The sequence below is a fragment of the Pseudomonadota bacterium genome, assembly GCA_018817425.1.
Classification (GTDB): Bacteria; Desulfobacterota; Desulfobacteria; order Desulfobacterales; family RPRI01; genus RPRI01.
Genome location: JAHITX010000023.1, coordinates 68,935 through 95,620, shown reverse-complemented (window position 1 = coordinate 95,620; position 26,686 = coordinate 68,935). Strand labels below are relative to the sequence as shown.

22 protein-coding genes are annotated in these 26,686 nt (G+C 38.1%); 16 read left to right on the top strand and 6 right to left on the bottom strand.

The window, feature by feature from the left end; all coding sequences use genetic code 11:
• Positions 1-398 precede the first annotated feature (398 nt).
• The gene (locus KKC46_05375; GenBank protein ID MBU1053246.1) at positions 399-899 is read left to right on the top strand and encodes an Rrf2 family transcriptional regulator; all 501 of its coding nucleotides are present in this window, start codon (positions 399-401) and stop codon (positions 897-899) included.
• Between the two features lie 122 nt (positions 900-1,021).
• Here KKC46_05375 and KKC46_05370 read toward each other — a convergent pair whose 3' ends face one another.
• The 3 genes from KKC46_05370 to KKC46_05360 all read right to left on the bottom strand — a co-directional run bounded on the left by KKC46_05370 (position 1,022) and on the right by KKC46_05360 (position 3,236).
• Positions 1,022-1,348 carry a hypothetical protein gene (locus tag KKC46_05370; protein MBU1053245.1) on the bottom strand — a complete coding sequence of 109 codons (327 nt, stop codon included), beginning with the start codon at positions 1,346-1,348 and terminating at the stop codon, positions 1,022-1,024.
• Positions 1,349-1,518: 170 nt separating this feature from the next.
• Complete coding sequence (locus tag KKC46_05365; protein MBU1053244.1) at positions 1,519-2,676, bottom strand: MFS transporter; 1,158 nt, start codon at positions 2,674-2,676, stop codon at positions 1,519-1,521.
• 110 nt (positions 2,677-2,786) lie between these two features.
• Positions 2,787-3,236 carry an Hsp20/alpha crystallin family protein gene (locus KKC46_05360; GenBank protein MBU1053243.1) on the bottom strand — a complete coding sequence of 150 codons (450 nt, stop codon included), beginning with the start codon at positions 3,234-3,236 and terminating at the stop codon, positions 2,787-2,789.
• A 194-nt stretch (positions 3,237-3,430) separates the two neighbouring features.
• Between KKC46_05360 and KKC46_05355 the strand changes: the two genes are divergently transcribed.
• The 6 genes from KKC46_05355 (at position 3,431) to KKC46_05330 (ending at position 10,568) form a co-directional block, all read left to right on the top strand.
• Positions 3,431-3,877, top strand: coding sequence for an Hsp20/alpha crystallin family protein (locus KKC46_05355; GenBank protein ID MBU1053242.1), 447 nt, complete (start codon positions 3,431-3,433; stop codon positions 3,875-3,877).
• Positions 3,878-3,963: 86 nt separating this feature from the next.
• On the top strand, positions 3,964-6,324 hold the full coding sequence (gene lon / locus KKC46_05350; GenBank protein MBU1053241.1) for an endopeptidase La: 2,361 nt from the start codon (positions 3,964-3,966) through the stop codon (positions 6,322-6,324).
• A 3-nt stretch (positions 6,325-6,327) separates the two neighbouring features.
• Positions 6,328-7,104, top strand: a complete 777-nt coding sequence (locus tag KKC46_05345) for a septal ring lytic transglycosylase RlpA family protein (GenBank protein ID MBU1053240.1) — start codon at positions 6,328-6,330, stop codon at positions 7,102-7,104.
• A 57-nt stretch (positions 7,105-7,161) separates the two neighbouring features.
• A complete protein-coding gene (locus KKC46_05340; GenBank protein MBU1053239.1) occupies positions 7,162-7,518 on the top strand; it encodes a four helix bundle protein in 357 nt (118 codons plus the stop codon).
• Between the two features lie 153 nt (positions 7,519-7,671).
• A complete protein-coding gene (gene gmhB / locus KKC46_05335) occupies positions 7,672-8,310 on the top strand; it encodes a D-glycero-beta-D-manno-heptose 1,7-bisphosphate 7-phosphatase (protein MBU1053238.1) in 639 nt (212 codons plus the stop codon).
• A 68-nt stretch (positions 8,311-8,378) separates the two neighbouring features.
• Complete coding sequence (locus tag KKC46_05330; GenBank protein MBU1053237.1) at positions 8,379-10,568, top strand: ATP-dependent RecD-like DNA helicase; 2,190 nt, start codon at positions 8,379-8,381, stop codon at positions 10,566-10,568.
• A 545-nt stretch (positions 10,569-11,113) separates the two neighbouring features.
• Here the strand turns inward: KKC46_05330 and KKC46_05325 are convergent.
• Together KKC46_05325 and KKC46_05320 are read right to left on the bottom strand one after the other, a co-directional pair.
• Positions 11,114-12,457 (bottom strand): sigma-54 dependent transcriptional regulator, encoded by a 1,344-nt coding sequence (locus KKC46_05325; protein MBU1053236.1) that lies wholly within the window; start codon positions 12,455-12,457, stop codon positions 11,114-11,116.
• Between the two features lies 1 nt (position 12,458).
• Complete coding sequence (locus KKC46_05320) at positions 12,459-13,877, bottom strand: HAMP domain-containing protein (GenBank protein ID MBU1053235.1); 1,419 nt, start codon at positions 13,875-13,877, stop codon at positions 12,459-12,461.
• A 356-nt stretch (positions 13,878-14,233) separates the two neighbouring features.
• On the opposite strand from KKC46_05320, the gene KKC46_05315 reads away from it, so the two are divergent.
• The 9 genes from KKC46_05315 (at position 14,234) to KKC46_05275 (ending at position 26,016) form a co-directional block, all read left to right on the top strand.
• On the top strand, positions 14,234-14,665 hold the full coding sequence (locus KKC46_05315; protein MBU1053234.1) for a universal stress protein: 432 nt from the start codon (positions 14,234-14,236) through the stop codon (positions 14,663-14,665).
• A gap of 18 nt (positions 14,666-14,683) precedes the next feature.
• A complete protein-coding gene (locus KKC46_05310; GenBank protein MBU1053233.1) occupies positions 14,684-15,613 on the top strand; it encodes a sulfite exporter TauE/SafE family protein in 930 nt (309 codons plus the stop codon).
• Positions 15,613-16,431, top strand: coding sequence for a TIGR02186 family protein (locus KKC46_05305; protein ID MBU1053232.1), 819 nt, complete (start codon positions 15,613-15,615; stop codon positions 16,429-16,431). The genes KKC46_05310 and KKC46_05305 overlap by 1 nt, the downstream gene beginning before the upstream one ends.
• A 36-nt stretch (positions 16,432-16,467) precedes the next feature.
• On the top strand, positions 16,468-19,029 hold the full coding sequence (locus KKC46_05300; protein MBU1053231.1) for a pyruvate, water dikinase: 2,562 nt from the start codon (positions 16,468-16,470) through the stop codon (positions 19,027-19,029).
• Positions 19,026-19,400: a response regulator gene (locus tag KKC46_05295; GenBank protein MBU1053230.1), complete on the top strand. Its 375-nt coding sequence runs from the start codon at positions 19,026-19,028 to the stop codon at positions 19,398-19,400. Before KKC46_05300 ends, KKC46_05295 begins: the two co-directional genes overlap by 4 nt.
• Positions 19,401-19,458: 58 nt before the next feature.
• Complete coding sequence (locus KKC46_05290) at positions 19,459-20,295, top strand: cytidylate kinase family protein (GenBank protein ID MBU1053229.1); 837 nt, start codon at positions 19,459-19,461, stop codon at positions 20,293-20,295.
• Between the two features lie 103 nt (positions 20,296-20,398).
• Positions 20,399-20,815 carry a response regulator gene (locus KKC46_05285; protein ID MBU1053228.1) on the top strand — a complete coding sequence of 139 codons (417 nt, stop codon included), beginning with the start codon at positions 20,399-20,401 and terminating at the stop codon, positions 20,813-20,815.
• 66 nt (positions 20,816-20,881) lie between these two features.
• Positions 20,882-23,410 carry a hypothetical protein gene (locus KKC46_05280; protein ID MBU1053227.1) on the top strand — a complete coding sequence of 843 codons (2,529 nt, stop codon included), beginning with the start codon at positions 20,882-20,884 and terminating at the stop codon, positions 23,408-23,410.
• Positions 23,398-26,016 (top strand): pyruvate, phosphate dikinase, encoded by a 2,619-nt coding sequence (locus tag KKC46_05275; protein MBU1053226.1) that lies wholly within the window; start codon positions 23,398-23,400, stop codon positions 26,014-26,016. The genes KKC46_05280 and KKC46_05275 overlap by 13 nt, the downstream gene beginning before the upstream one ends.
• Here KKC46_05275 and KKC46_05270 read toward each other — a convergent pair.
• Positions 26,013-26,684: a serine/threonine protein phosphatase gene (locus tag KKC46_05270; protein ID MBU1053225.1), complete on the bottom strand. Its 672-nt coding sequence runs from the start codon at positions 26,682-26,684 to the stop codon at positions 26,013-26,015. The two genes, KKC46_05275 and KKC46_05270, sit on opposite strands and share 4 nt — an antisense overlap.
• Positions 26,685-26,686: the final 2 nt, after the last annotated feature.

Genomic DNA, 26,686 nt, shown 5'->3' with positions numbered 1-26,686 from the left:
TCAAAAATTGAATGTTGATTATAAAAATTTAATAATAACAAAAACTATCGCATGAAAAAACTTTAGGGGTTAGTTGTAGTGCCTTACTTTGTAAACCTTTAAGATAATAACGCTTATTATTTTTATGCGAAAGTCGGGTTATGCTTCACTACGTGTCACTTCGTGCAAAATTTAAACCCAACACAGAGATCGGCTAAAATGGGACGTTTTGAAACTGGCTCCAAACTATGTGCTATTTGCACTCCCATACTGTATGTGATAATGCCTTATTTATTCCTTGCTCCTTTCGTAGATTCCAGGATCATCCCAATATACTTTTATCTACGAACAGGAGCATTTTTCTATAAACCTTTTCCATTCTCCCCGGCTTAGCTATGGAGTTATAGGATAATTACCAGATGAGATTAACAACAAAAAGCAGATATGGCACACGCCTTATTCTTGATCTTGCTATTTATGCAAATGAACACCCTGTCCCTTTAAGGGATATAGCAAGACGACAGAATATTTCATTAAAATACCTTGAGCATTTGATCAAAAAACTAAAAGATGCCGGTTTAATAAAAAGCCGGAGAGGACCTTATGGCGGGCATATGTTAAATAAATCACCAGATAAAATTACCGTTGGTGATATTGTTCGAACACTTGAGGGAACAGCCGCTATCACAAACTGTGCTGAAGCGGAAGACAAACTTTGCGGTGTGTGCAATATGGCAGGCGATTGTCTCTCCCGATGGGTTTGGATTGAAGCCAGCAAGGCTATCTTTAACCGCCTTGATGAAATTACTATAGAAAGCTTAATATCAGGCAAGAAAAAGCAGATATGTAAAGCAAGGAAACACAGAGAAGAACTTAAAAACAACAAAAAAAGAAATGATGAACTCTTAAAAAGTCCATAAACAGGCCAAGGTCGAATAAGCCCCGGCCCTGGCTGAAAATGAAGCCAAGGCAAAGATAAAAAATCCCGTTAGAAATCAGCTTCCTAACGGGATTTAAATTAAAAACGAATGTTTTTGATCATTTATGAAAATCTTGCAGACCTGGGTGCTTTTCCTGCAAGAGGATTATAAATTTTCATAATTGCAAATTTCATAACATCTAAAGTCTTCATATCGGTTACAATCCCAAAAAGAGTATTTTCGGCACCTTCAGGAATAATGCAGCCGTTAGATGCGTCAAAAGCTAAATCAGGAAAACCTTTGATAAGTTTTTTATGTTCTTTGGCGCTAAAAGGCACCTGGACTGCCTTCTTGCCATCTATCTCTGTAACCTCTCCGGACAACCCGGCTTCTTCAATTTTCTTTAATTTTTCATCATCCAAAAAAATGTTGATAGTATAATCCGCCATTGAAATAACCTCCTGTTAAATTTGCTGATATTTTTATTAAATAACCCTCAATACATTTATATAAACGAATATATATAATTTTAAAAATTTTGGGAGATGTATTATATCATACTATTTTTGTCAAGAATCTTATCTTGAAAACTTGGCAATCTTTAACCCCTTTAAAATTACTATCTTGATTTTGTGCCAAAAATTCTATATAAAACAAAAATTATCCCCCCCGTTAAAGCTATTAAGCTGCTTAAGCCAAAAAGTGCATATGAACCTGCTTTTTCGTAAAGCCACCCGCTCAAAAAAAATCCAACCATCAGCCCAAGCCCGTAAGTAACTGCATTGTTAAGTGCCTGGCCAAGAGTCTTGGTTGCATTAGAAGTCATGGAATCGATATATAGAAGACTTGATATATGAAACGCAGCATAACTAAACGCATGCATGGTCTGAGATAAAAGAATAATAACAGGAGATACCGCCAGAGAAAGAGTCAACCATCTTAACACCGCTACGGCAAATGCAAAAATAATAACCGTATTGATTGAAAACTTCTTAAAAATTCTGTTTGAATTTATCATTACAAGGATTTCCGCCGTTGAGGCCAACCCCCAGGCAATCCCTATAAATGTAGGGTCATATCCAAGGTTCTCAAGATGTATGGAAAAAAATCCATAATACATTCCATGGCTTACAAGCATTAAAAAAGCGCTTGCAAGAAAAATTATTACCTCTTGTTTTCTTAAAAGTGTTATTGCCTCATGGTAGAAAGGCTTCTTGTTTAGAGGTTTTACTTCCGGAATCTTGATTGCAAAAGCAGCTTGTATTGCTGAACCTGCAAAAATAAAAAGAAGAATTATTCTGATAGGATAAATATCAAGAACTTTTCCCAATATAAATACTGTTACAATAAAAGCTATAGTACCCCATACTCTGATACTGCCATATTTCTTCCTTCTTTTTCCAAGGATATCTATTGTGAAGGCTTCAAGGAATGATATTATAGGAGCATAAAATGCCGTATAGCAAACTGTAATTATGAGCATTGCCCAGAAACTTGAAGTTAAAAAATAAAAACACCAAATTGCAGCGCTAGTAAAATGGCATAAAAGATATATTTTTTTTCTTGTCTGAAAACGGTCTGCAAGTGCTCCCATCAAAAGAGGCGATATAATCATTATAACAGATCTTGAAGCTGATAATGCACCTATCTGAAAACCTGTAAACCCAAGTTTATAGCAATACAGGTTAAAATAGGGTAAAAATGCCCCCATTACACCGAAATATAAAAAGTACTGTGAAGCAAGGATATATCTGTCTTTAAGAGAGAATTCAGTCATATTTATTTAATACGGTATTTGGAGGAAAACTTCAAATGAATATAAGTTGATTAGCAAATTTATACCATAGAGCCAGCTATTGGCTGGCTCTCCTGAATGTATTTGCAATATTAATCTACTTTTACTAAAACTTGTTTGGGTTTATCTTCTTCAGGTTTAGGAATTTCAACTTTTAACATTCCATCCTTAAATGTAGCCTTTATTTTATCCGAATTCACAGCAGAAGGTAAAGCAAACGCTCTGTAAAATGATCCGTAACTACTTTCTTTGCGATAGTAGTTTTCTTTATTTATTTCTTTATCTTTAACTCTCTCGCCTTTTATAGAAACAATATTATCCTTAATCTCAACAGATACCTCTTCCTTATTTACTCCGGGAAGCTCTGCTGTTATGACTAAGGAATCTTCATCATCATAAATATCCACTACAGGTTTCCAAGTATAAAGATTGATATCATCTTCAACATCTTTTGAGCGCACAACATCATCAAAAATTCGATTTATGCGATCCTGAAGATTTGTCATACTTGCAAATGGAGCCCATCTTACAATTTGTGTCATAATAACACCTCCTCTTATCATTTAGCCAATAATTATTAATTAAAATTAATTATAATAAGTGGTTCTCCTTTTTGCTAAAAAGTTAATCACAAGTTTTTTCTTGTCAAGAGGTATCTCAAAGTTGTAGTTTGTTAAATGATTGCTATTATTTTCCTATAATATAAAATTTAAGCGTTATAAATCAGGAGCCGAAAATGGATTATATCAAAATAAAATTTGGCAATGATTATGGAATGTTTAATCCGGAACACAAAAAAACTATTGAAGACATGTTCCAATCGTTAAGCCCTATGTTTTCTTTCTATGAATGTTCGTGGAAACCCCCTATGGATATTTATGAAACCGTCAAGGAAGTTGTGGTTATTGCCGAGATCGCCGGGATTAACAAAGATACTCTTGAAGTAGAGATAAGCAGCATGGCACTTAAGATAAAAGGAACTCGCAATGAACTTCCACGGACTGAAAATACAACATTCAGGCTTGCAGAAATACAATACGGAACCTTTGAGCGGATACTCTATTTTCCTGTTCCGATAGATACTGAAAACGTTTTGGCATCCTACGCAAATGGTTTTTTACATATAAAACTTGCCAAAATATCAACTAACAGAACATATAAGGTTTCTATTGTTGATGGATAATTTTAACGTTTTTTTCCAATCCGGTTTTCAAACTTAATTTATCCCTGTTTTTTAAATGTTTTACTTAGAGTCGCTTGGAGGTATCAATGGATCAACAGCAATCACCGTTTGATTTAAAAACAGAGAAACTTCCTGAAATTCTTCCGGTCCTTCCTTTGTTTGATAATTTGCTTTTTCCAAAAATGGCTTTACCTCTTGTAGTAATGCAGGCAGATTCCGTTCAGCTTGTTGACGAGGCCATGTCGACCAATCGCATTATAGGCCTTATTGCCTCCAAAAAACCCGGCACCGAGCCTTATAATCCACAGGAGGATCTTTACACTTTTGGAACAAGTGCCATAATATTACGAATGGCAAAGTCTTATGATAACAGCACCCAGCTTCTTGTCCAGGGACTTGGAAGATTTAAAGCAATAGAATACATGGAAGGAAAGCCTTACCTTAGGGCAAGAGCAGAACACTTACAGGAGAAAGAACCAAAAGGCAAAGAAACACAGGCTCTTGTCGCAAATATGCTAAGCCTTTTTTCAAGAATAGTTGAGCTTACGCCCGGTTTGCCGAAAGATACCGCAAATATGGCTAAATCGATTCAGGAACCGGGAATGCTGGCCGATATGGTAGCTTCGATTATGAATACAACGTTAGAAGAAAAACAAAAAATAATTGAAACAGAAGATGTACGCAAAAGATTAAAAGAAGTTACCAAACAGGCCACACATCATCTGGAAATCCTTGAACTTGGGAACAAAATACAAACCCAGGTTAAGGGGGATATGGACAAAGGCCAGAGAGAATATTACTTAAGGCAGCAGCTTAAGGCTATAAAGGAAGAACTAGGGGAAAAAGACGATACCAATGTGGAAGTTGAGGAGTACAAAACCAAGGTAAAGGAGAAAAATCTCCCGCCGGAAGCGCTTAAAGAAGCCGAACGTGAATTAAACCGCCTTTCGCGCATGCACCCGTCATCCGCCGAATACACGGTGGCATCAACTTATCTTGACTGGCTTACAACTCTTCCCTGGAATGAAAGTACAACAGATAATCTTGATATAAAGAAAGCAAAAAAGGTTTTGGATGAAGACCATTTCGGGCTTGAAAAGGCAAAAAAACGTATCATTGAATTTCTTGCCGTACGAAAACTAAAACCCGAATCAAAAGGCCCCATACTTTGCTTAGCAGGCCCGCCGGGAACAGGTAAAACATCTCTCGGCAAATCAATAGCAAGAGCGCTTGGGCGCAAGTTCATACGCATATCATTAGGAGGTGTCCATGATGAAGCGGAAATCAGAGGACACAGACGTACATATGTTGGGGCTCTTCCCGGACGTATTATTCAGGGAATTAGAACCGCCGGTGCAAATAATCCGATTTTCATGCTTGATGAAATAGACAAGGTAGGAAGCGATTTTCGCGGCGATCCTTCATCAGCGCTTCTTGAAGTACTTGATCCTGAACAAAACTTTTCGTTTTCAGATCACTACCTGGATGTTCCGTTCGATCTTTCAAAAGTAATGTTCGTTACAACTGCAAACGTTCTTTACACAATACCTCCTGCTTTAAGAGACAGGATGGAAGTCCTTGAGCTTTTGGGATATACGGAAGAAGAAAAGCTTAAAATAGCGAAACGCTACCTTATTCCCCGCCAGCGTGAAGCTCACGGTCTTAAATCCGGACAGATAGTATTTTCGGATGGAGCAGTTAAAAAAATCATCTCCGGTTACACGCGTGAAGCCGGATTAAGAAATCTTGAAAGAGAACTGGCAACAATATGCAGAGGGGTTGCAACCAGTATTGCCGAAAAATCTGCAAAAAAAGTTGAAATCACGGCTCAAAATATCTCAAAATACCTCGGACCCGAACGTCGATATCCTGAAGTACTTTCAAGAACAGCCACTCCCGGAGTCGCTACAGGGCTTGCGTGGACACAGACAGGCGGTGAAATACTTTTTATTGAAGCCACTGCCATGAAAGGAAAAAGAGGTCTTATCCTTACAGGTCAATTAGGCGATGTTATGAAAGAATCAGCTACAGCAGCTTTAAGTTTTATTAGATCAAACGCAAAGCTATTGGATATTGATGAAGAATATTTTGAAAACAATGAAATCCATATTCATGTTCCCGCAGGCGCGATACCCAAAGACGGTCCTTCGGCAGGCGTTACAATGCTTACGGCTTTATATTCCCTGCTGAAAAACAAACCCATAGAAAAAAATCTTGCAATGACAGGTGAAATTACTTTAAGAGGACAGGTACTTCCTGTGGGAGGAATAAAGGAAAAGGTTCTTGCAGCACACAATATTGGAATAAAAACCATCATTTTGCCAAAATGGAATGAAAATGATCTTTTTGAAGTGCCAAAAAAAGTGCAAAAAGCAATTAAGTTTCACTTTGCCGAGAAAATGATAGATGTTTTAAAAATTGCAATAAAAGATAACAACCTTAAATAGAATATGAATAAAATAATAAACAATCATAAAACAATTTTTAGTCTCCTGGTTTTTGGTCTTTTTCTTCTATCCAGCTGTTCAACAGGCAGACAACCGGTATCCGTGTCTTCAAAATATCCACCAAAAGCTAGTTATCCCCCGAAAGCTAATTATCCAAAACCCTATAAGGTTTTCGGGAAATGGTATCAGCCTATACCTGATTCAAAAGGCTACCGTGAACGCGGAATAGCATCCTGGTATGGCAAAGATTTTCATGGAAAGAAGACATCAAACGGCGAAATTTATAATATGCATGATATGACGGCTGCCCACAAAACCCTTCCCCTCGGAACAATTGTAAAAGTATTGAATCTTGATAATAACAAGGAAATAACCTTAAGAATCAATGACAGAGGACCGTTTGTAAGCAAACGTATAATAGATCTTTCCTATGAAGCTGCAAAAAGAATCGGTATAGTAGGGCCTGGTACATGTTCTGTGGAAGTTGCCACCATAGGACAGGAAGTGAAATCAGAAAAAGACAGAGTAGCACCGATTGATTATTACTCTGGTAATTTTACTTTCCAGGTAGGATCTTATGCTGATAAAAGTAATGCGGAAACATTAAAAGCCAAACTTAACGAAAAGTATAAAAACGCTCACATAGCTATTATTAATGACGGAAATAGAATTTTGTATAGAGTCCGTGTAGGATTATGTTCAAATCTTGAGGATACTGCCAAATACGAAAAAATCCTTGCAGAAGACGGATATGCTGATGTGTTTACAGTTGCTGAATAATTAGAATAATTAACTACTCAGGCACAAAGTAGCAAGGGCACATAGGCACAAAGAACAATGAAAACGTATAGAGATCTGGAAGTCTGGCAGAAATCAATGAATTTAGTTATTGAGATATATAAGATTTCTAAAGGGTTTCCTAAAGAAGAAGCTTATGGATTAACTTCTCAAATGAGACGTTGCGCGATTTCAATCCCAAGCAACATGGCGGAAGGTTATGGTAGAAATTCGACTAATGAGTATCTTCGTTTTCTGCGAATTGCAACGGGTTCTCTATATGAATTGCAAACCCAGATGGAAATTTCTATGAACTTGTATTATTTGAACAGGGATGAATTCGATAAGCTATATGAATTAAGCCGTGAAATAGAACGAATGCTTAGCAGTTTAATCAGGAAGTTAAGCGGTAAATAGGCAAAAACAGGGAAGAGATAAAGGTAAAGACGTGAAGGTGGTTAAAGAAATTTATGATGTATATGTGTCTGGGTCCGAAAAACGGGCATACAGAAAAAACTTTGTGCCTTTGTACCTCTGTTCCTATGAACCTGAGCAGTCAGGTATCAGTTCATGACCAGCAACAATGACAAACCATACATTTTTCTGGATAGAGACGGAGTTATCAATAAAGACTCCCCTGATTATATAAAAAACTGGTCCGAATTTGAGTTTATCCCCGGAAGCATTGAAGCCATAAAGATTCTTTCAAATAATGACTATCCTGTAATAATTATTACTAACCAGTCCATGATAAACCGCAAAATCTCAACATACGATAATCTTGAATTTATTCATGTAATGATAAATAAAGCTGTGAAAAATGAAGGTGGCAACATTAAAGATATCTTTTTCTGTCCCCATACACCAGAAGAAGACTGTGAATGCCGGAAACCTAAGCCCGGACTTATTGACCAGGCACAAAAAAAATATGCCATAAATATAGCTAAATCGGTTATGATCGGCGACAGTGCAAAAGATATCGAATGCGCAAGAAATGCAGGTTGTAGATATGCAATTCTTGTTAAAACCGGAAATTACAAGCATGCAATGGATTCCTTGAAAGAAAAGAATATACTTCCCGACTATGTTGCAGCAGATCTTTTTGATGCCGCCGGATGGATAATGAGTGTTGGCGAAAGCCAACAGCAGGGGTCAAGGGGTCAAGCTAAACCTCACATACATCCAAGCCTTGAACCCTCGAATCCTTGACCCCTTGAACCCTTTTAACTCAAAACAATTCCGAACAGGACAATAAATTAATGGATAAATATAAATAAATGATAGATAACGATCATCATTTAACAACTATTGAAGGCTATCTTGAAAATGTCACTTATTTTAATGAAGAAAACCACTATACAATTGCCAAAATCAGAACTCCGGGCATAGAAAACCCTGTAACAGTTGTTGGTTTTATGGCAGCTGTAAGTCCTGGTGAAACACTTAAAATTGCCGGCAATTGGGAAACCCACCCCAAATACGGAGAGCAACTTAAAATAAAATCTTTTGAAGTAACGCTTCCTGCAACAGCTGAAGGAATAAAAAAATATTTAGGCTCAGGAATTATCAAAGGAATAGGACCTTCGGCTGCATCAAAACTGGTTGCTTGTTTTGGATCAACAACTCTTGAAATTATCGAAAAGCATCCGGAAAGACTTCTTGAAGTATCCGGTATAGGCCAAGCAAAAGCTGCATCAATAACCGATGCATGGCAAAACCATCATCTTGTAAGAAGTATTATGAATTTTTTGCAGGATATGGGAGTCAAAACTTCATATTGCAGCAAAATTTTAAAACTTTACGGTGAAGATTCAGTAAAAATTTTAAGCGATAACCCTTATCGCATCGCAGAAGATATTGCCGGAACCGGCTTTTATATTGCGGATGCAATAGCAAAAAAAATTGGCTTTTCACATGATAAACCGGAAAGGATAAGAGCATGCATTCTTCATTTGCTGGCACAGGGCGCAAATGACGGACATGTTTTTTTATACGGAAAAAATATTATTGATAAATGCAGAACTGCTTTTGAGATCGGATATGATTACGTAATAGATGAGATATATTATCTGGCGGAAACTGGCGATATTTTCATCGAAAATAATTCCGAATATTTTGAGACCAACGCAGTATATCTTAAGGAATTATATCTTGCAGAAAAGGGCATTGCTGATCGCCTCATTGCTTATATGTCAATACCGGTGTCTCCTTTTTCCCTGCAATCTGATGAAATTATTCAAAAGGTTCAAAAAAAACTTGCCATAAAACTTTCAGAAGAACAACTTAGTGTTATCAAAGGAGTATTTTCCCATCGTATAGCTATCATAACCGGAGGACCGGGAACCGGCAAAACAACTCTTATAAGATCGGTTGCCGCAATTTTTGACTCTTTAGGTAAAAAAATAGAGCTTGCCGCCCCGACTGGCAGAGCCGCAAGGCGTCTTTCCGAAGTTGCAGGCAGAAAAGCTCAGACTATTCACAGACTCCTTGGTTATAATGCAATCGACGGATATTTTGACAAAGATCAGGATAATCCCTTAGAAGCTGATGCAATAATAATTGATGAAGCATCAATGGTAGATACTTTTTTGATGTATAGTCTTATCAGGGCGATTCCGGCAAGTTCCGCTCTAATACTTGTAGGTGATATTTTTCAGCTTCCTTCTGTAGGACCGGGAAATATACTATCTGATCTTATATTTTCCGAACAGATCCCTGTTTTTTACTTAAGCAAAATATTCAGACAAGCCAAGGAAAGCCCTATCATAATTAATGCGCATAAAGTCCGGCAGGGAGAATCTCCTGTGTTCGAGGACCCGGCAGACAGAGGCAGTATTTCCGAGTTTTGTTTTGTTGAACAAAACAAATCCGACCACATAGCGCCTCTCATACTTGAATTATGCAAAAAAACAATCCCGCATTTTTGCGGTTTCGATCCGGTAGAAGATATTCAGGTTTTAACTCCCATGCATAAAGGATTTGCCGGAACCATATATCTTAACCAGGTATTGCAGAAAGCCTTAAATCCCAGTCCTGTTTTTATTGAAGCGGCGGGAAACAGGTTCAAGGAGGGTGACAAGGTAATGCATCTTAAAAACAACTATCAAAAGGAAGTATTTAACGGAGACATAGGATCTATTGTCTCAATAGATGTTAACAAGAAAGAACTTCTCGTAAATTACTATGACAGAACAGTCGAATACACTTTTGATGAACTGGATGAACTTACACCAGCATATGCCATATCGGTTCATAAATCCCAGGGCTCCGAATACCCGGCAGTAATTATTCCGCTTGTAACTGAGCACTATATACTTCTTCAAAGAAACCTTCTTTATACCGCAATTACAAGAGGAAGCAGGATAGTAATATTAGTCGGTTCCAGAAAGGCTTTGGATATCGCATTAAAAAATGATAAACCCCGCGAAAGGCTTTCAGGGCTTAAAAACAGACTTGCCGGTTATTGATTGTTATAATTTTACACTTTACTGCTTTTCTCAAGGTAACTGCACCTATAATTTATCTGAAACCAAATATGAAATATAGGTAACCCAAGGGAATAACTATTGGAATTATTAATGAGAAACTTCTACTCTTAAATTTTACCTTAGAAAAGTTAAATCGGGCATCTTAATCATTCCCATAAAAAAAGAGGCTACTCATTAATTCCCCCTTAAAAAAGTATTGTCTCACATATTCCCCCTTAAAAAAGGGGGATAAAGGGGGTTGTAATAAAAATTTTGTATAACCCGAAACTGAAAGCTCTATCACGAAAACTCAGGAAGCAAGGTGTTTTATCGGGGGCTTTACTCTGGGAACAATCGAAAAGCAGAAAGATGAAGACGAAACAACCCCCTACCCCCCTTTATTAAGGGGGAATCAGGATGGGAGAGTCAACGAACGTTAAACTTTCTTCCCTCATAGCGGTAAAGAGTTTCAGCAACTGTTTACAAGCAATACAAATTCAAAATGAAATAGTAGAAAGGTTTTATGGCTGCGGTTAATATCCTCCTCAGCCCAAATCATACTTTTTCATTTTTCTCCATAAAGTTGTACGGGGAATATTTAATATTTTTGCCGTAAGGCCCTTATTATAATCGGAGCGCTCCAAAACCTTGCCGATGAATCTTTTCTCCATTTCATCCAAAGACACGAGTTTTCCACTTTCTATAGAATCAAACTCAAGCTGTTGTAAATCAGAAGGAAGATCACTGGACCTGATTTGGTCATAATCGATAAGAGCAACAGCTCTTTCAATAATATTTTCCAGTTCACGTACATTTCCGGGAAAAGTATAGTTGATCAGAATATCAAGAGCCTGCTGCTCAATCCCTTTAACAGGTTTATGAAATGCAAGACTGTATTTTTCGATAAAATGATTGATCAACAAAGGTATATCATCCCGGCGTTCTATCAGTTGAGGCAGGTAAATTGTTACCACATTTAATCTGAAAAAGAGGTCTTCCCTGAAGTTGCCCAAACCGACCTCATGCTTTAAGTCTTTGTTACTTGCAGCTACAATTCTAATATCAAGATCGATGGGCCTTACACCTCCTACACGCATAATTTGTTTCTCCTGTATTACGTGTAGTAATTTAATCTGCATGGATAAATGCATCTCACCTATTTCATCAAGAAGAACCGTTCCGCCTGCAGCAGATTCCAAAAGTCCTATACGTGTAGCTGTGGCACCTGTGAATGCGCCCTTTTCGTATCCGAATAACTCGCTGTTTATAAGTTCGTCTGTAAATCCGCCACAGTTGAAAGATACAAAAGGTCGCTCTTTTCTGGGGCTCGTCTGATGGATTTCTCTTGCTACAAGCTCCTTGCCGGTCCCGCTGGCTCCCTGAAGCAGGACATTGCAATTTAACGGCGCAACCTTACGGATCATGGAAAAAACCTTTTGAATTGCCTGGCTTGATCCTACTATGCTTTTAAACTTGTCTTTGCTCAAAAGTGCTTCTCTGAGCTTTCTGTTTTCAAGGCAAATATTTAGTTTTTCAAACGCACTTTTGGCTAAAAGTTTAATTTCACTTAACTTCAAAGGCTTTGGTGCATAGTGATAGGCTCCCTTCTTGATTGCCACTATAGCTTTATCAATAGAACTATATCCGGTAATAATAATTACTTCAGTATATTCATTTATCGCCTTGATTTGGGCAAGAAGATCCATTCCGTTTATATCAGGAAGCATCAGATCCGCAAATACAACCCCATAAGGAGCGCTTTTCATGCTTTCAAGAAAAGGGCCTCCGGAAGTAAATGTCTTAACTTCAAAGCCTTCTTTAGTTAGGGCTCTGGACATACTGCGGCAAACCGTAACCTCATCATCAACAACAGCTATGCGTCTTTCCATATTATTGGTTTTCCGATTTAGTTTTAGAAGGAATAAAAACAGAAAAAGTTGTTCCCCTGCCAACTTCACTGTTTACCTTAATAGTTCCACCATGATTTTTAATGAGTGAATATGTTACGGAAAGACCAAGGCCTACTCCTGTCCCAATGCTTTTTGTGGTGTAAAAGGGCTCAAAGATTTTTTCAAGAGCTTCAGATGGTATTCCAGGCCCGGTATCTGTAACATCAATTTCGACAAAACGGGAAGATTCCGGATATGCCTTTATCTCTATGCTTCCTCCGCCCGACATTGCCTGATTAGCATTAATCAGCAAGTTTAAAAAAACCTGCTGAAGACTTCTGAAATTTCCTTTTATCTGCGGCAAATCAGGGTTAAGCATGACATTTAATTTTATTCCGGAAAACTTGATCTGGTTCTTTATTAGTTTTACAGTACTGTTAATTACATCTTTGATATCCAGATCCGAAAAAGAAGATTCTTCCGTTCGGGAAAAATCCAGCAGATTTCTTACAATATCGTTTGCTCTTTCCACCTGGGCAATAATATCTAAAAGCATCTCTTTCCCTTCGGAATCGAGTCCTTCAGAATATTCATCCAGGAAAGTTTCGGCAGTTAAACTGATATTGTTTATTGGGTTATTCAACTCATGAGCAATTCCGGCAGTAAATGTACCCAGAGCGGCCATTTTTCTGGATTGTACAAGGTTCTCCTGGTTTGTCTCCAATGCCGTAGCCATTAGATTAAATGCTCTGATAAGACCTGAGATCTCGTCATTATGAGGGTCTTTGAAAGAAATCGGTGTAAAATCTCCGCTTCCCACCTCTTTCGTTTTCTTTTTAAGCAAACTAAGCGGGTAAAATAAACGGCTGGAAATAAATATGGAAAATAAAATAGTAACCAGTATAAATATGCCTAAAAAAGCAAAAGGAAGCAATGATATGCGATAGATAGTTTTGTGTATTTTATTTCGCTTTATTTTTATCAGCTCATTTACAAAATCCACCATACTTTTGCCTTCTGAACGCATCCGGTCCTGATTGATTCCGGCAACTTCACCAATATTTAATTTTAAACGTTTCAATTTTTCATGGTAAGCACTAAGGTTTTGCCTGAATTCCGAATATCTTTTTTCTCCGCCTATCCTGATAATATCAGCGGAAAGTTCTTCTACCAGTTCATCGCTTTGTTCAAGATAACTGATTACTTCCCTCACACTATCTTTGTCGTAATAAAGAAAAATATTTTTTTCGAACCTACGTACCTCAAGGATATTGTTTGCCAGATCACTGAATCTTTCACTTAAGACCATAAGTTTATTGATATATGAAAGGCTCCACAAGTTCAGACCGGTTAATGCGCATACTGAAAAAAATATAATACAGGTAGCAAAAATGAGTTTTGAACGTATTGTTTGAAGCATTAAAATTCTCCTGTTTCATATATAGATTTCCGGGCAATTAATATATATGTTTCAATATGGCACAAACAAATACAAAAATCCATGCGTTTTTTCATATTGAAACATTAACTTTTTTATAAAAGCTCTTCCACCCAATTTGATATACAAGAATAACAAGCTGTTATATCAATCCATTCGATTTGGCCCTTCTATTGCTTATATGGATACCAGGATTCAAGGAATCAAGGGGGCAAGGATTCAAGTAAAAGAACTTTTGTGAAAACTTCAGATAGATACCGGTATAATTTAGATTATGTATAAAATAAAAAATAGCGCTTGAACCCTGGAATCCCAGACCCCTATATATCAGGAGAAGGATGGAACGAATTCTCGTAATAATGAATGCTCAGTATAATGCATGGGAGGCCCTTGGCGGGGCGATTTCTCTTGCAAAAAGAATCAAATCCACAGTCTTTATTCTCAGGGTTTTTACTCCTGATAATAAAGAAGGATTGACACCGGAGCAATTCGCCAAAACTTCAGCAGCATGCAGGCTGGATAGTATAATTCAAAATGCAAGATCCGATTCAGTGAATATTGAATACTTTGTCACTGAAGGAGATTTTAACAAGGAGGTGATCCGTTTTGTTGAGCACAATAAAATAAGTTTACTGATAGTGGAATCAGGAATTCTTGAAGGAAATATATTATGGAATTCCGAAAAGAGAGTGTGCCATGTTAAGGACATTCTCTACAATATTTCGTGCAGAGTGGAAGTAGTTTCGCCTAAAAACTATTATAAAATATAAACGAAAGGTAACGGACATATGTATGTATACCTACCCATAGCAGGTAATGCTGTGAACATATTTGTCATACTCGGGCTTGGCGGTCTGGTCGGGCTTTTATCGGGGATATTTGGTGTCGGAGGAGGATTTTTAATGACACCATTATTGATTATGCTGGGTATTCCGCCAACCGTGGCCGCGGCTTCCGATTCAAACCAGATCGTAGCCGCTTCAGCTTCAGGAACCTACGCACATTACAGATTAGGAAATGTTGATTTTAAAATGGGGTTTGTGCTTCTCATCGGTGGAGTAATCGGGGGAACTTTTGGAGTCCAGTTAGTTAAGATATTGAGGGCTACGGGCAATGCCGATTTTGTTATAAAAATTACCTATGTGGCTATGCTCGCTATAATAGGCGGCTATATGTTTGTGGAAAGCCTGCAAAGCTTAAAAAAGCCATCCGCAATCGAAGAGACTTCTTCATCAGCCACTAAACCACCTTCTCTTTACGCCCGGCTGTTGAACATACTGCCTTTTAAAATTCATTTCGACAAATCCGGGATCAATATTTCCCTTATTGTGCCTTTGATCTTAGGAACTCTTGTCGGAGTATTAGCTGCTATAATGGGAGTCGGTGGAGGCTTTATCATGGTTCCGATTATGGTATATTTATTAAGAATGCCCATGCATGTTGTTGTCGGAACCAGCCTTTTCCAGATTTTTTTTACATGCTTAAACGTAACAATAATGCAATCTCATATCAATCACAGCGTTGATTTTATACTGGCCCTGATTCTTCTTGTAGGCTCATCATTCGGAGCACAAATAGGAACAAAAATCAGCAAACGGTTGAAAGGAGAGCAGATTAAAATCCTGCTTGCTATAATCATCTTGATAGTAATGGTTCAGATGCTTTTCGGACTTGTTTCGATCCCTAATTTACTTTTATCTTATAAAGGAGGCCATTAATGAACCGGCTATTATTAAAGCGATTGTTTTATATATTTTTGGCGCTGCTTTTTGTTCCCTCTCTTTTTGCTTCAGAAAGCTACGCCCAGACTTCACCTGTAGATATTGATGTTATTCAACCCAAAACCATTGAGATAAATTATTCATTTTCCGGAGGTAAAGTCAGCGTAAGGGAAGTAATCCCTTCCGGAAACAAGGTTGCTTTAAGACTTATCGGCCCAAAAGAAGATCTGGTTTTAATGAGAAAGGACAGGGTAAAGGGATTATGGATGAATGTGGAACAGATCCATTTTCACGATATACCAAATGTTTATCTTCTCATGACTTCAAAAGATTTATCTTCTGTAGAAAACAGGGATAGCATTAAAGCCATGAAGCTGGATTACTTCTCTTTGCTCGCAGAAAGCCTGCCGGATAAAAGCCTGAATAAAGATCCTGAAAAACATCAAACCGATAACTCCCTTTTAATTAATGAACTTATCAAATTAAAGGAATCTGATAAACTCTATCAGATATCTGATGGAACGGTAAATATTAAACCATTGGAAAAAGGAGCTTGGGATCAGGTTGATGCAGTATTGAATGTGCCGGCTAAAATTTCTCCGGGAACCTACACTCTTGAGTTGTTTGCTTTAAAAGACGGAAAAAGCAGACTGGTGCGCTCAAGCAGCATTGAGGTTAAATTGACCGGATTACCTGCAATGATATCGAATCTGGCCTTCAAAAATGGCTTATTGTACGGAATTCTGGCTGTTATCATAGCCACCTTCAGCGGATTGCTTATAGGTGTTGTTTTCGGGTCAAAAGGCAGTCATTAAATATAAAGTCAGTAGCTTATAAAAGGTTCAATCTGAATGATAAACCCACTCAAAATATTTTGGGGACGCAATAAGAACGAAGATGAATTGTCCCTCCAGTTTCTCTTCCGGACATTCAGAGAACTTTTAATTTACAACAATAAAGCTCTGGATCTCATGGCAGACATGGGAGAAAAGCTTAGCGGAGATTATCTTTTCGATAAACAATATATTGAGTCAATTATAAATCAACTGGAAGATGTAGTATATAAGATTATATACGATCTTAATCTGATAACTCCAAAAAAACATCTGCATCTTTTCGATGTTTTTGAAAAAGCCAAAATAGATATTCGTGGAGAATTGAATTCTCAGTTCACTCTTCCAAAAGGAGAATATGTCTATTCTATAAGTGATCTTACAAAAGAAATGACCGACCTTGCCGGAGAAAAAATGGCAACCCTTGGAGAACTTGCAAATCGTCTTGATTTAAATGTTTCCAAAGGTTTTATAATATCTACCTATTCTTTTAAGCAATTCATTGAATACAACAGGCTTGAAGAATTGGTTGCTCCATTATGTGAGGGCAAATTTAATCAGGAGGTTATGGAGAAAAAAGCAAAAGAGTTGAAGATAAAGATAATGCAGGCAAAGATACCTCCTGAAATCAGAAAATCAATTCACAAGAAACTTTCATCATGTAAGAATAAATCGTCAAACAGATGGGCTGTTCGCAGCAGCGCAGTTGGAGAAGACAGTCAAATAAGTTATGCCGGACAGTATATAACAGTTTTAAATGTGCCTTCTTCTCAAATAGAATCAGCTTATAAAGAAGTTGTAGCAAGTCTGTTTTCTCCTCAGGTTATAACTTATCGTAATGAAATGGGAATTAAGCAACAGGAAATGGCCATGGCTGTCGGATGCTTGCCTATGTTATCTCCAGTGGTAAGCGGGGTTATTTATACTGCTGACCCTAATGGACTTGAAGGTGAAGAAGTCATTATATCTGCCTGCTGGGGTTTGGGTAAAATAGTGGTTGACGGCGAAATGGAGGTGGATCAATATAAAGTTTCCAAAACGTCCCCATATACCGTTTTATGGCAGCATATCGGCAGAAAAACAAAACAATATGCTCTGGCCAAAGATAGTGGAATCAAACTGGTTCCGGTTCCTGACCAAAAGCAGAGAATCTCCTGTCTTGATGAATCCAGGATGCATGAACTGATAGAAGGAGCCATCCGTATAGAGCAATATATGAAATCCTTTCAGGATATCGAATGGTCTATCGATAAGAATGGACACATTGTCTACCTTCAGGCCCGTTCCCTTCAACTTTCGGAAAAAAATGAGCTGGACAAAAACCGACTGGTTACCGCTGCCAAAAACTATCCTGTTATTTTAAAAGACAAAGGAGTGGTTGCCAGCAGAGGGATAGGAGCAGGAACGGTTTTCCAGGTCAGAACCGAGGAAGACACTCAATATTTTCCCCGCGGAGCAGTACTTGTTTTAAAACATACTTCTCCGCGAATGTCTAAGATAGTTCCTTTGGCGAGTGCGGTAGTAACCGATATAGGAGCGGTTACAGGTCACATGGCCACGATTTGCAGAGAATTCAGAGTCCCTACAATAGTAGATACTTCTCATGCAACTCAAATCCTGAAAACAGGAATGGAAGTTACAGTTGATGCTGAAGAAAATATTGTTTATCAGGGGATTATAAAAGAACTTTTAACAGCTCAATTGATTGAAAAAATACCATATGAAGAAACTTATGAATTTAAATTGCTAAGAAGGCTGTTGAAAAAAGTATCAACCCTTCATTTAACGGATCCTCAATCTAATGAATTTGATCCTGCTCATTGCAGGACATTTCATGATATCATCCGTTTTGCCCATGAGATGGCTGTAAGAAAAATTGCCCAGGGAATTCAACCCAGACAATTAAGTTTTATACATTCCCTGACAAAACTAAAACTCAACATACCTTTAAATTTAACAGTCATTGACACCGGAGGAGGAATTAAAAAGGGGATTTCCTCAAACGAGATATCTCTTAAAGAACTATCCTGTGAACCCTTGCTGATTCTGCTGAAAGCTCTTACTGCTCCAGGTGTATGGCAATATCAGCCCGTGAACCTTGATTTTAAGGGATTTATGTCCAGCTTCACCAGCAACCGTTCATCACAGTCTCTGCCGGACAGGATTAATATAAATTTAGCTATCATATCAAAGGAATATATAAACCTTAACCTTGGTTTGGGATATCACTTTAATATGGTTGACGGAAACATGTCCGACGACAGGAACAACAACTACATCTACTTTCGCTTTTTTGGAGGAGTCACTGAAATCTCCAGGCGTACAAGAAGAGTAAAAGTGCTGGCCCGAATACTGGAAAAAAACGATTTTTCAGTTGAACTCAAAGGTGAGTTGATTATAGCCAGAATAAAAAAGATTGACCGGCCCCAGATGGAAGACAAGTTCCGCCTGATAGGCCGATTAATAGGCTATACCCGGCAATTAGACGTACAGTTGCGAAATGAAAATGATATTGATTTATTCGCAAACCAATTTCTAAACGGGGAGGAATCTATTCTTGTCAAACCGGAGGACAGATGAATAAAACCAGCAGTGTAATGATTATAGATGATGAACCGATTGTTTGTAAACGGTTACGTTCAACTCTGGAAAAGGCAAATTTGGAAATAGAAACTTTTACTGATCCTAATGAAGCCGTAAAAAGATTTTCCGAAAAATTATTTAATGTATTAATTACCGACCTTAAAATGAAAGAAATGGACGGAATTGATGTGTTGAAATTAGTAAAAAAAGTTTCTCCGGAAACAAAAGTTATTATCATTACAGGAGTTGCAACGGTTGAAAAGGCTAAAGAAGCCTTAAAATTAGGAGCCTACGATTTTATTGCCAAACCTTTTAAACTTTCCCAATTGCGAAATCTTGTAATGAAAGGGATAGGTCTTTCAGAGTGAATAATCATTTAATAAAAGTAATTATAAATAATAAATATTCAGATAAAAAGGAGAACAGATGGCTATTATAACTATTTCCAGAGGTACTATGAGTGGTGGAGAATCTTTGGCCAAATGCATTTCTAAAAAATTAAATATTCCGGCAATCAGCCAGGAGATTTTAAAAGAAGCTTCCAACCGTTTTGGAATATCACAACCCCTTCTTCTCCAGCAGCTGGAAAAAACCAAAGGATTGATTCATGGTAACTCTACAGAACGCGGTCTTTACCTTACAGCCATTCAGCTGGCTTTGGCGGAAAGAGCACAAAAAGGGCCTTTTGTTTATTATGGACATGCCGGACATTTTTTATTAAAAGGCGTCCCGCAAGTATTAAAAATACGCGTAATCGCTCTTCTTAAAAACCGTTCCCGTACACTTTCGGATCAACAAAATATAACATATGAAGAAGCAAAAAAAAGAATATTAAAAATGGATGAAAGCCGGATAAAATGGACAAAATTTCTATACAATGTTGATTGGCGTGATCCGGCATTATATGATATGGTTATTAATATTGACGCCATAAGCTTGGAAAGCGCATGTGAAATAATTATCTGTACTCTGAAACAGAAAGAATTTGAACAGTCACCGGAGTCTCAAAATATTATTGATGATTTTCTTTTGGCATGCCAGGTAAAAACAGCATTAGTTACACATGACCAAACCAAAGGATTAGGCTTGGATGTAACATCTGAAAAAGGATCAGTCACCATTACCGGAAGTTTTGAAACCGGCGGAATATTTTCAAGCGGAAAACACAGAATTAGAAATGATCTGGTTGAAGTTGCAAAGCAAGTTGAAGGAGTAAAAAAAGTACTGATCGGCATTGAGAATATCCCGGTGGCATTGGAATAAGCCAATGTACAAAGTATTTTACTTATTTTGAACGAAAAACCCGGCACCATAGATAATTATTGCCCCATACCGAGTCAGGATATCTTATAAAAGGAGGTTACTAATGGACAATTCAAGCAGTAATACCGGAGTTAATCCTGTAAAACTTAAGATACTGATTCTAGATGATGAACCTATAGTATGCAAACGTCTGAAACCTGCATTCCTTAAAGCCGGCTATGAAGTGGAAACTTTTACAACCAGCGCAGATGCTATGGAAAGAATACTGGAGAAAAAATTCGATATTGTAATTACCGATCTTAAAATGGAAGGGGTAAGCGGTATGGAATTTTTAACAGAAGTAAAAAAGCAATCCCCTCATACGGAAATCGTAGTTATAACCGGATTCGCAACTATAGAAGCCTCAAAAGAATCACTTCAGAAAGGAGTCTTCAGGTTTGTAGCCAAACCTTTCAAGCTTGCCGATATACTTGAGATAGTAGAACAATTAAAAAACGAACGTTTTTCAATAACACCCTGATCTCAAATGAAAAATATTTTACTTCGATTTCTGCCTAAGTTTAGCTCATCCAAGCAAAACCCTGAGATGATCAGGTCATTATTTTCTAAATTCCAGATCATTCTCGATATGAACACAAAACTGCTTGAAAAAATGGCAGTAATGGAACGCGCTTTGGGAGGAGAATATATATTTGACAAAGCCTTCCTGGAAAGCTCGGTAAGTGAAGCAAACCAGCTTGTATATCAGGTTATATACAGTCTTAATACACTCACAGAGAACAGGTATTCAGACCTATTTGACCGGTTTCAGATTATAAAGACTTACCTTGAGGACATTCTATCCGGGGGATTAGGCCCTTATTCCGGCAGACTTACCCTGCCCTATCCGTCAATTCGCCTTGAAATGTGGCCGCTTACAGGGTTTTTCAGCGCAAGCCTTGCTGAATTCGGCCAGCACTTAGGGCTGCAAGCACCGGATGGTTTCGTAATCACAACAACAGGCATTCGCTCCTTTTTACAAAATAACAATCTTGATCATAAAATTAAAGAAATTGCAGACTCACTTTCAGCAGATAAATTGCAGAACGAAAATGCCCTTTTAACTGATATAGTAAATAATTCCGATATCCCCAAAGAACTTGAACAGGCAATACTGGATGAAGTTATAAAACTATCTGACCGGATAGGAAAAAACACTTTACTTGCAGTCAGAATTGATAAAGTCGAACAGGAAGCAAGTAATCAATTTATAGATATATTCGATGTAGCACCTTCTGATATCTTAAATGCATTTAAACAATGCATAGCCAGGTATATAGTAAAAGAAGCGGAAAGTCTTTTACAGCAAATTTCTGAAAAAGAAATTTCAATAGCTGTAGCTGTTTATGAAATGATACAATCCAAAATCTCCGGAACTGTCTTGACATTAGATCCGGCACATTCGCCTTTGCAGGCTGCAGGCGTTGCTGTTAACATAAATAATAGCTTTCACGAAAGCAACGAAGTAAAGGAAAAAGAAGAATTTTTTAGTGTTCAGAGATTTTATCCGTTTGAACCTGTTGAATCGAAAATACTACAGAAAGAAGCAACTAAGAGGCTGCCGGACGATAAACACAGCCTTTCGATTATGGACAGTGGTCATCGTCGCGGATCTTCTTTGCTTCGTAAAGATAATATAATATCCATTGTCGAAACAGCTATGGCTGTCGAGCGCGCATTAGGAAAACCACAGAAAGTCTTCTGGTCACAAAAAATGTCAGGCCAAATAGTTATTACACAAGTAAAACCTCTTTCATCCCTTTTATATGATGATATCTCCGAAAATGATTCAATTGATGACTTGAACAAACAACTTGAAAAAGCCACTGTATTGCTTGCTGGTGGAGAAACTGCACAAATGGGAGTAGCCACAGGCAGACTGGTACATGTTGCTCAGGATTACAGTTATAAAGTATTCCCGCTGGGTGCAATAGCTGTGGCAGACAAAGCAAGCCCGAATCTTAGTCCGATTCTCCGGCGAGCCGCAGGACTGATAACCGAAACAGGTTCATCTGTGGGACATTTGGCTTCTATAGCAAGAGAAGTTCATGTGCCTTCAATTGTCGGAGCCAGCGGGGCCCTGGAGCTCTTAAAGGAAGGAATGATTGTTACCTTGGATGCAGGCGAGTGCAAAGTTTATCATGGCATTATCGAACCTCTTGTCCGTTATGGTTCATCCGGCATGGAGCTTTACCCTACTGACCCTGAGTATATAACTTTAAGGCAATTACTCCGCTGGATTATTCCTCTCAACTTAACCGATCCCGATTCTCCTGATTTCAATTCTACCAATTGCCAAACATTTCACGACATCATACATTTTTCTCATGAAATGGCAGTTGAGGAGTTACTCAATATCCAGACAAGGCATAAAGAGCTTCGCGGAATTGAAACCAGGCGTCTTAAATTAAATATTCCGATAGATATCCGGGTACTTGATATAGGAAACGGGGTAGTAAATTTGGCCGCAAAAGAACTCAATACTGATGACATATCATCCCTGCCTTTTAAGGCTTTTTTGAAGGGTTTGGCTTCAAATGAAATGTTTGATCAGCAACCAGGCTCGATCGGTCTGCGCGAAATACTTTCCGGGATGGACAAAACATATACAGCCCTGAACACGCCACCGGAATATGCCGGGCAGAACCTTGCTATAATTGCCCAAAATTATATTAATCTTACACTGCGCTTAGGCTATCATTTCAATGTCATCAATGCTTACCTTTCGGAAAATCCAAATAAAAATTTCATATATTATCGTTTTGTAGGCGGTTTTGCCTATATGGACAGGCGTATACGAAGAGCAAAGTTTATAACTTCTATTCTGGAAAACATGGATTTTAAAGTAACCGTAACAACGGATCTTGTAATAGGAAAGCTTAAAATCATAGACCGAAAATATATGGAACTGGCATTGAAAAGCCTTGGTGAATTAACTGCTTTTAGCCGCCAGCTTGATGTCAAAATGGAATCCGAAAAAGATGTTGAAGACTTTATAAGGCTTTTTACTAAAAGGTCTAAAAACATTTTCTTGGCAAACAGAATTAAAGAACAGGATCAGGCATGTTCAAAGTAGTTAGAAAATACTGGGAAAAACGCAAGAATATCAAGTTGAAAAGGGCAGAGGAAATAATCCGAAACCTTAAGGTACGTTACCATACATTTCGCATTCTTCTTATAAATAACGAAAGAGCTCTTAAAATATTAAGCGGGATAGATCTAAAACTGAAGATGAATAATCCTTCTCTGCGGGACATAATCGATCAGGCGGAAGAACTTCTGGGGATAAGCTATGAGCTTGTTGATGGCCTGAATCGTCTTAGTTATAATAAGTATTTAAAACTCTACGAATTACATGAGAGGTTAAGAGAATTTATCCATAACGCGCTTCCCGAAGTATCACATGAATCCGGCTATGGACCTTATTGCCTTTTTTTCGATGAAATCACACCTGAAACAAAAAAGATGGCTGGAGGTAAAGCTGGTGCTCTTTCGGATTTAATAAAGATTAACATGCCTGTGCCAAACGGATTTGTTATTACTATAGATGCGTTTAAATATTTTCTTCGTACAAATGACATTGAAATCCCTATAAGGCAGAGCCTGAACAAGATTGAAACCGATGAACGTTTTCTTAATGATCTTGAAGAGATTACAGGAAATATTAAAAAAATGATTTTATCAGGAAAACTGACAGGCGAATTGGAGGATGCATTAAAAACTTCATATGACCAGCTTGTCGGATCTGATAAATTGCCAATATCTGTAAGAAGCAGCGCCAGTGCGGAAGATCAGATTTCACACTCTTTTGCCGGACAATTCAAAACGGTTCTTAATGTAATTTCTTTTGATAATATGATAGATGCCTTTAAAGAAGTCCTTGCAAGTAATTTTAATACAAGAAGTATTATATACAGATTGCATGCCGGCATCCCGATTTCAGATTTTAATATGGCGGTTCTTTGCCAGATCATTGTTAAGGCCACAACCGCCGGAGTTCTTTTTACTGTCGATCCTGCTTCTCCAAAAAGTGACAGAATGCTTTTAAGCGCTGTTGCAGGCTTAGGAACCCTTGCTGTAGGAGGAGAAGCACCGGCAGATATTTATCATCCTTTGCGTTCGGGTAAAGAAATTGAAATACCTGCCGAAATTGCCGATAAGTCATTCAAGGACGTTTGTTCCCCTGAAGGCGGTATACACAGGGAAGAAGTTCTACCTGAGCAAAGAAAACTACCTTTACTATCTGCAAAAGAAATTTACAGCCTTACCGGTTTAGGAATAATGATTGAAAGCCTGACAGGTAAACCTCAGGATATCGAATGGGCCATAAATGAAGAAGGGAGACTTTATATTCTTCAATCACGTCCGTTTCAGTTTGCGGGTAAAAAACCGGGAACTAAGGAAATACCGCAGGGTAATGTTCTTTTACAGGGAGGAGCTTTATCTTCATCCGGGAGAACTATCGGAAAAGTTATCATAATAAACTCCTCTTTAGATATTAATAAACTTGAAAACGGGCCGATAATTGCCGTACTTCACCAGAGCCTTGTTGAAGTTGCAAAGTTCATGAAAAATATAAGCGGTATCATAGTTGACAAAGGCAACCCTGCAGATCATCTTTCAAATGTCGCCAGGGAATATGGAGTTCCAATGCTGACACGAACCGAAAAGGCTACTCATATTCTTCATAATGATCAATGGATTACTATGGATGCCGACCAGGGCATAATCTTCTTAGCTCCCCGGGAAGCTTTACAGAACCTCCGGGAAAACAGACCTGTTATTTCATCCCAAAAAGCTTTGCAAGATAAAAGTTCTGCAAAATTTTCCGAATCAGAGCGACTGCGAAATCTGATAGTTCATCTTAACCTTACGGATGCATATGGGCCGGCTTTTTCAATTATGGAATGCCGTTCCCTTCACGATCTTATCCGCTATATCCATGAAATGGCGGTTCTTTCAATGTTTGAAGCAGGAGATGAAATAACTGAGCAGGCTGGCTTTTACATTCACCGGCTGGAAGGAAATATCAACTTTCATTTTCTGATAATAGATATGGGTGGCGGACTTGCACCGGATCTTCAAAAGATGGAAATCAATATTTCCGATATTCTTTCCACACCACTGCTTGCCTTGTGGAATGGAGCAACAACACCAGGGCTTCGCTGGAACGCACCACCGCCTGCTGCAAGTCTTCAAGGGCTTTTTGGCAGAACCATCACAGATGCAGGCAGTCCAAGACCTGTCGGAAATAACAGTTATGCTATTATAGCTAAAGACTACTTAAACCTTAATGCACGTATAGATTTTCATTTTAGTCTTATCGACACCGTATGCGGCAGAAATTCCAAAGACAACTACATACGTTTCCGTTTCAAGGGTGGTGGAACAGCGCTTATACAAAGAGAACGGCGAACAAAACTAATAGAAAAAATCCTGAACACATACGATTTTTTCACAGATTGCACGGGAGATCTTGTGACAGGCACAATTGCGGAAATGTCTTTGAGTTCAACAGAAGAAAGGCTTGTAATGCTTGGGCGGCTTTTAGGGTTTTGCCGCCTTATGGATGCAATGATGTATAATGATGAAGCTCCCATGACTTTGGCTAAAGCATTCCTTGATGGAAATTACAGTCTTGAAGGACTGCCTCTTAAACAGGATGATGGCAGAAAAGTTTAGGCATGAAAGAAACGAAGTTCAGGAAGTAAAACCGCTGTTAGCATATTTCCATAAACCGCTCCCGTATCTATTCCTATCATACCCGGTGCAACAAAAGGCATTTCAAAAGTGGTGTGACCGAATACTACAGTCTGCTCAGTTTGGCGTTCACCTTTTAAAAATGTATCCCTAACTGAAAGCAGCCGGTCTAAAGAACATTCATCCGGGTTTTCACCAGGTATAACTCCTGCATGAATAAAAAGATAATCATCAGTTTTATAGTATGTAAGTAGTCCGTTCAAGAAATCAAGATGTGCCGGTGGCAAAAAGCCAAGATCGGAAAGTGATTGAAATTTTGCATCAAAATAGCTTTTAAGCGTCGGTTCTACATCCATTGAACGTAGCAACCTAAGATATTCCTGATCTTTCGTTTGGGCATATTGTAAAAGCGCATGCTCATGGTTGCCCTTCAAGAAAACTATGTTTTTACATTTCTTTTTAAGATCAAGAAGATATTCTATTACTTCTCTTGACTGAGATCCACGGTTAATAAAATCACCAAGAAATATCAGCGTATCAGAATGAAGATCAAACGGCAGCCTGTTCATTAAAGTTACAAGTTTTTCGTAACAGCCGTGAATATCTCCCACCGCAAATATTTTTCCAGGTTTTTTTTCGCGACTTTCCATAT

Bases quoted from the DNA above. Each gene is read 5' to 3' on its own strand.
- KKC46_05310 (MBU1053233.1), top strand. From the start codon at position 14,684: ATGTATGTATACCTACCCATAGCAGGTAATGCTGTGAACATATTTGTC.
- KKC46_05370 (MBU1053245.1), bottom strand. From the start codon at position 1,348: ATGGCGGATTATACTATCAACATTTTTTTGGATGATGAAAAATTAAAG.
- KKC46_05290 (MBU1053229.1), top strand. From the start codon at position 19,459: ATGGCTATTATAACTATTTCCAGAGGTACTATGAGTGGTGGAGAATCT.
- KKC46_05280 (MBU1053227.1), top strand. From the start codon at position 20,882: ATGATCAGGTCATTATTTTCTAAATTCCAGATCATTCTCGATATGAAC.
- KKC46_05375 (MBU1053246.1), top strand. From the start codon at position 399: ATGAGATTAACAACAAAAAGCAGATATGGCACACGCCTTATTCTTGAT.
- KKC46_05330 (MBU1053237.1), top strand. From the start codon at position 8,379: ATGATAGATAACGATCATCATTTAACAACTATTGAAGGCTATCTTGAA.
- KKC46_05270 (MBU1053225.1), bottom strand. From the start codon at position 26,684: ATGGAAAGTCGCGAAAAAAAACCTGGAAAAATATTTGCGGTGGGAGAT.
- KKC46_05320 (MBU1053235.1), bottom strand. From the start codon at position 13,877: ATGCTTCAAACAATACGTTCAAAACTCATTTTTGCTACCTGTATTATA.
- KKC46_05325 (MBU1053236.1), bottom strand. From the start codon at position 12,457: ATGGAAAGACGCATAGCTGTTGTTGATGATGAGGTTACGGTTTGCCGC.
- KKC46_05275 (MBU1053226.1), top strand. From the start codon at position 23,398: ATGTTCAAAGTAGTTAGAAAATACTGGGAAAAACGCAAGAATATCAAG.
- KKC46_05305 (MBU1053232.1), top strand. From the start codon at position 15,613: ATGAACCGGCTATTATTAAAGCGATTGTTTTATATATTTTTGGCGCTG.
- KKC46_05300 (MBU1053231.1), top strand. From the start codon at position 16,468: ATGATAAACCCACTCAAAATATTTTGGGGACGCAATAAGAACGAAGAT.
- lon (MBU1053241.1), top strand. From the start codon at position 3,964: ATGGATCAACAGCAATCACCGTTTGATTTAAAAACAGAGAAACTTCCT.
- KKC46_05345 (MBU1053240.1), top strand. From the start codon at position 6,328: ATGAATAAAATAATAAACAATCATAAAACAATTTTTAGTCTCCTGGTT.
- KKC46_05285 (MBU1053228.1), top strand. From the start codon at position 20,399: ATGGACAATTCAAGCAGTAATACCGGAGTTAATCCTGTAAAACTTAAG.
- KKC46_05360 (MBU1053243.1), bottom strand. From the start codon at position 3,236: ATGACACAAATTGTAAGATGGGCTCCATTTGCAAGTATGACAAATCTT.
- KKC46_05295 (MBU1053230.1), top strand. From the start codon at position 19,026: ATGAATAAAACCAGCAGTGTAATGATTATAGATGATGAACCGATTGTT.
- KKC46_05365 (MBU1053244.1), bottom strand. From the start codon at position 2,676: ATGACTGAATTCTCTCTTAAAGACAGATATATCCTTGCTTCACAGTAC.
- KKC46_05315 (MBU1053234.1), top strand. From the start codon at position 14,234: ATGGAACGAATTCTCGTAATAATGAATGCTCAGTATAATGCATGGGAG.
- gmhB (MBU1053238.1), top strand. From the start codon at position 7,672: ATGACCAGCAACAATGACAAACCATACATTTTTCTGGATAGAGACGGA.
- KKC46_05355 (MBU1053242.1), top strand. From the start codon at position 3,431: ATGGATTATATCAAAATAAAATTTGGCAATGATTATGGAATGTTTAAT.
- KKC46_05340 (MBU1053239.1), top strand. From the start codon at position 7,162: ATGAAAACGTATAGAGATCTGGAAGTCTGGCAGAAATCAATGAATTTA.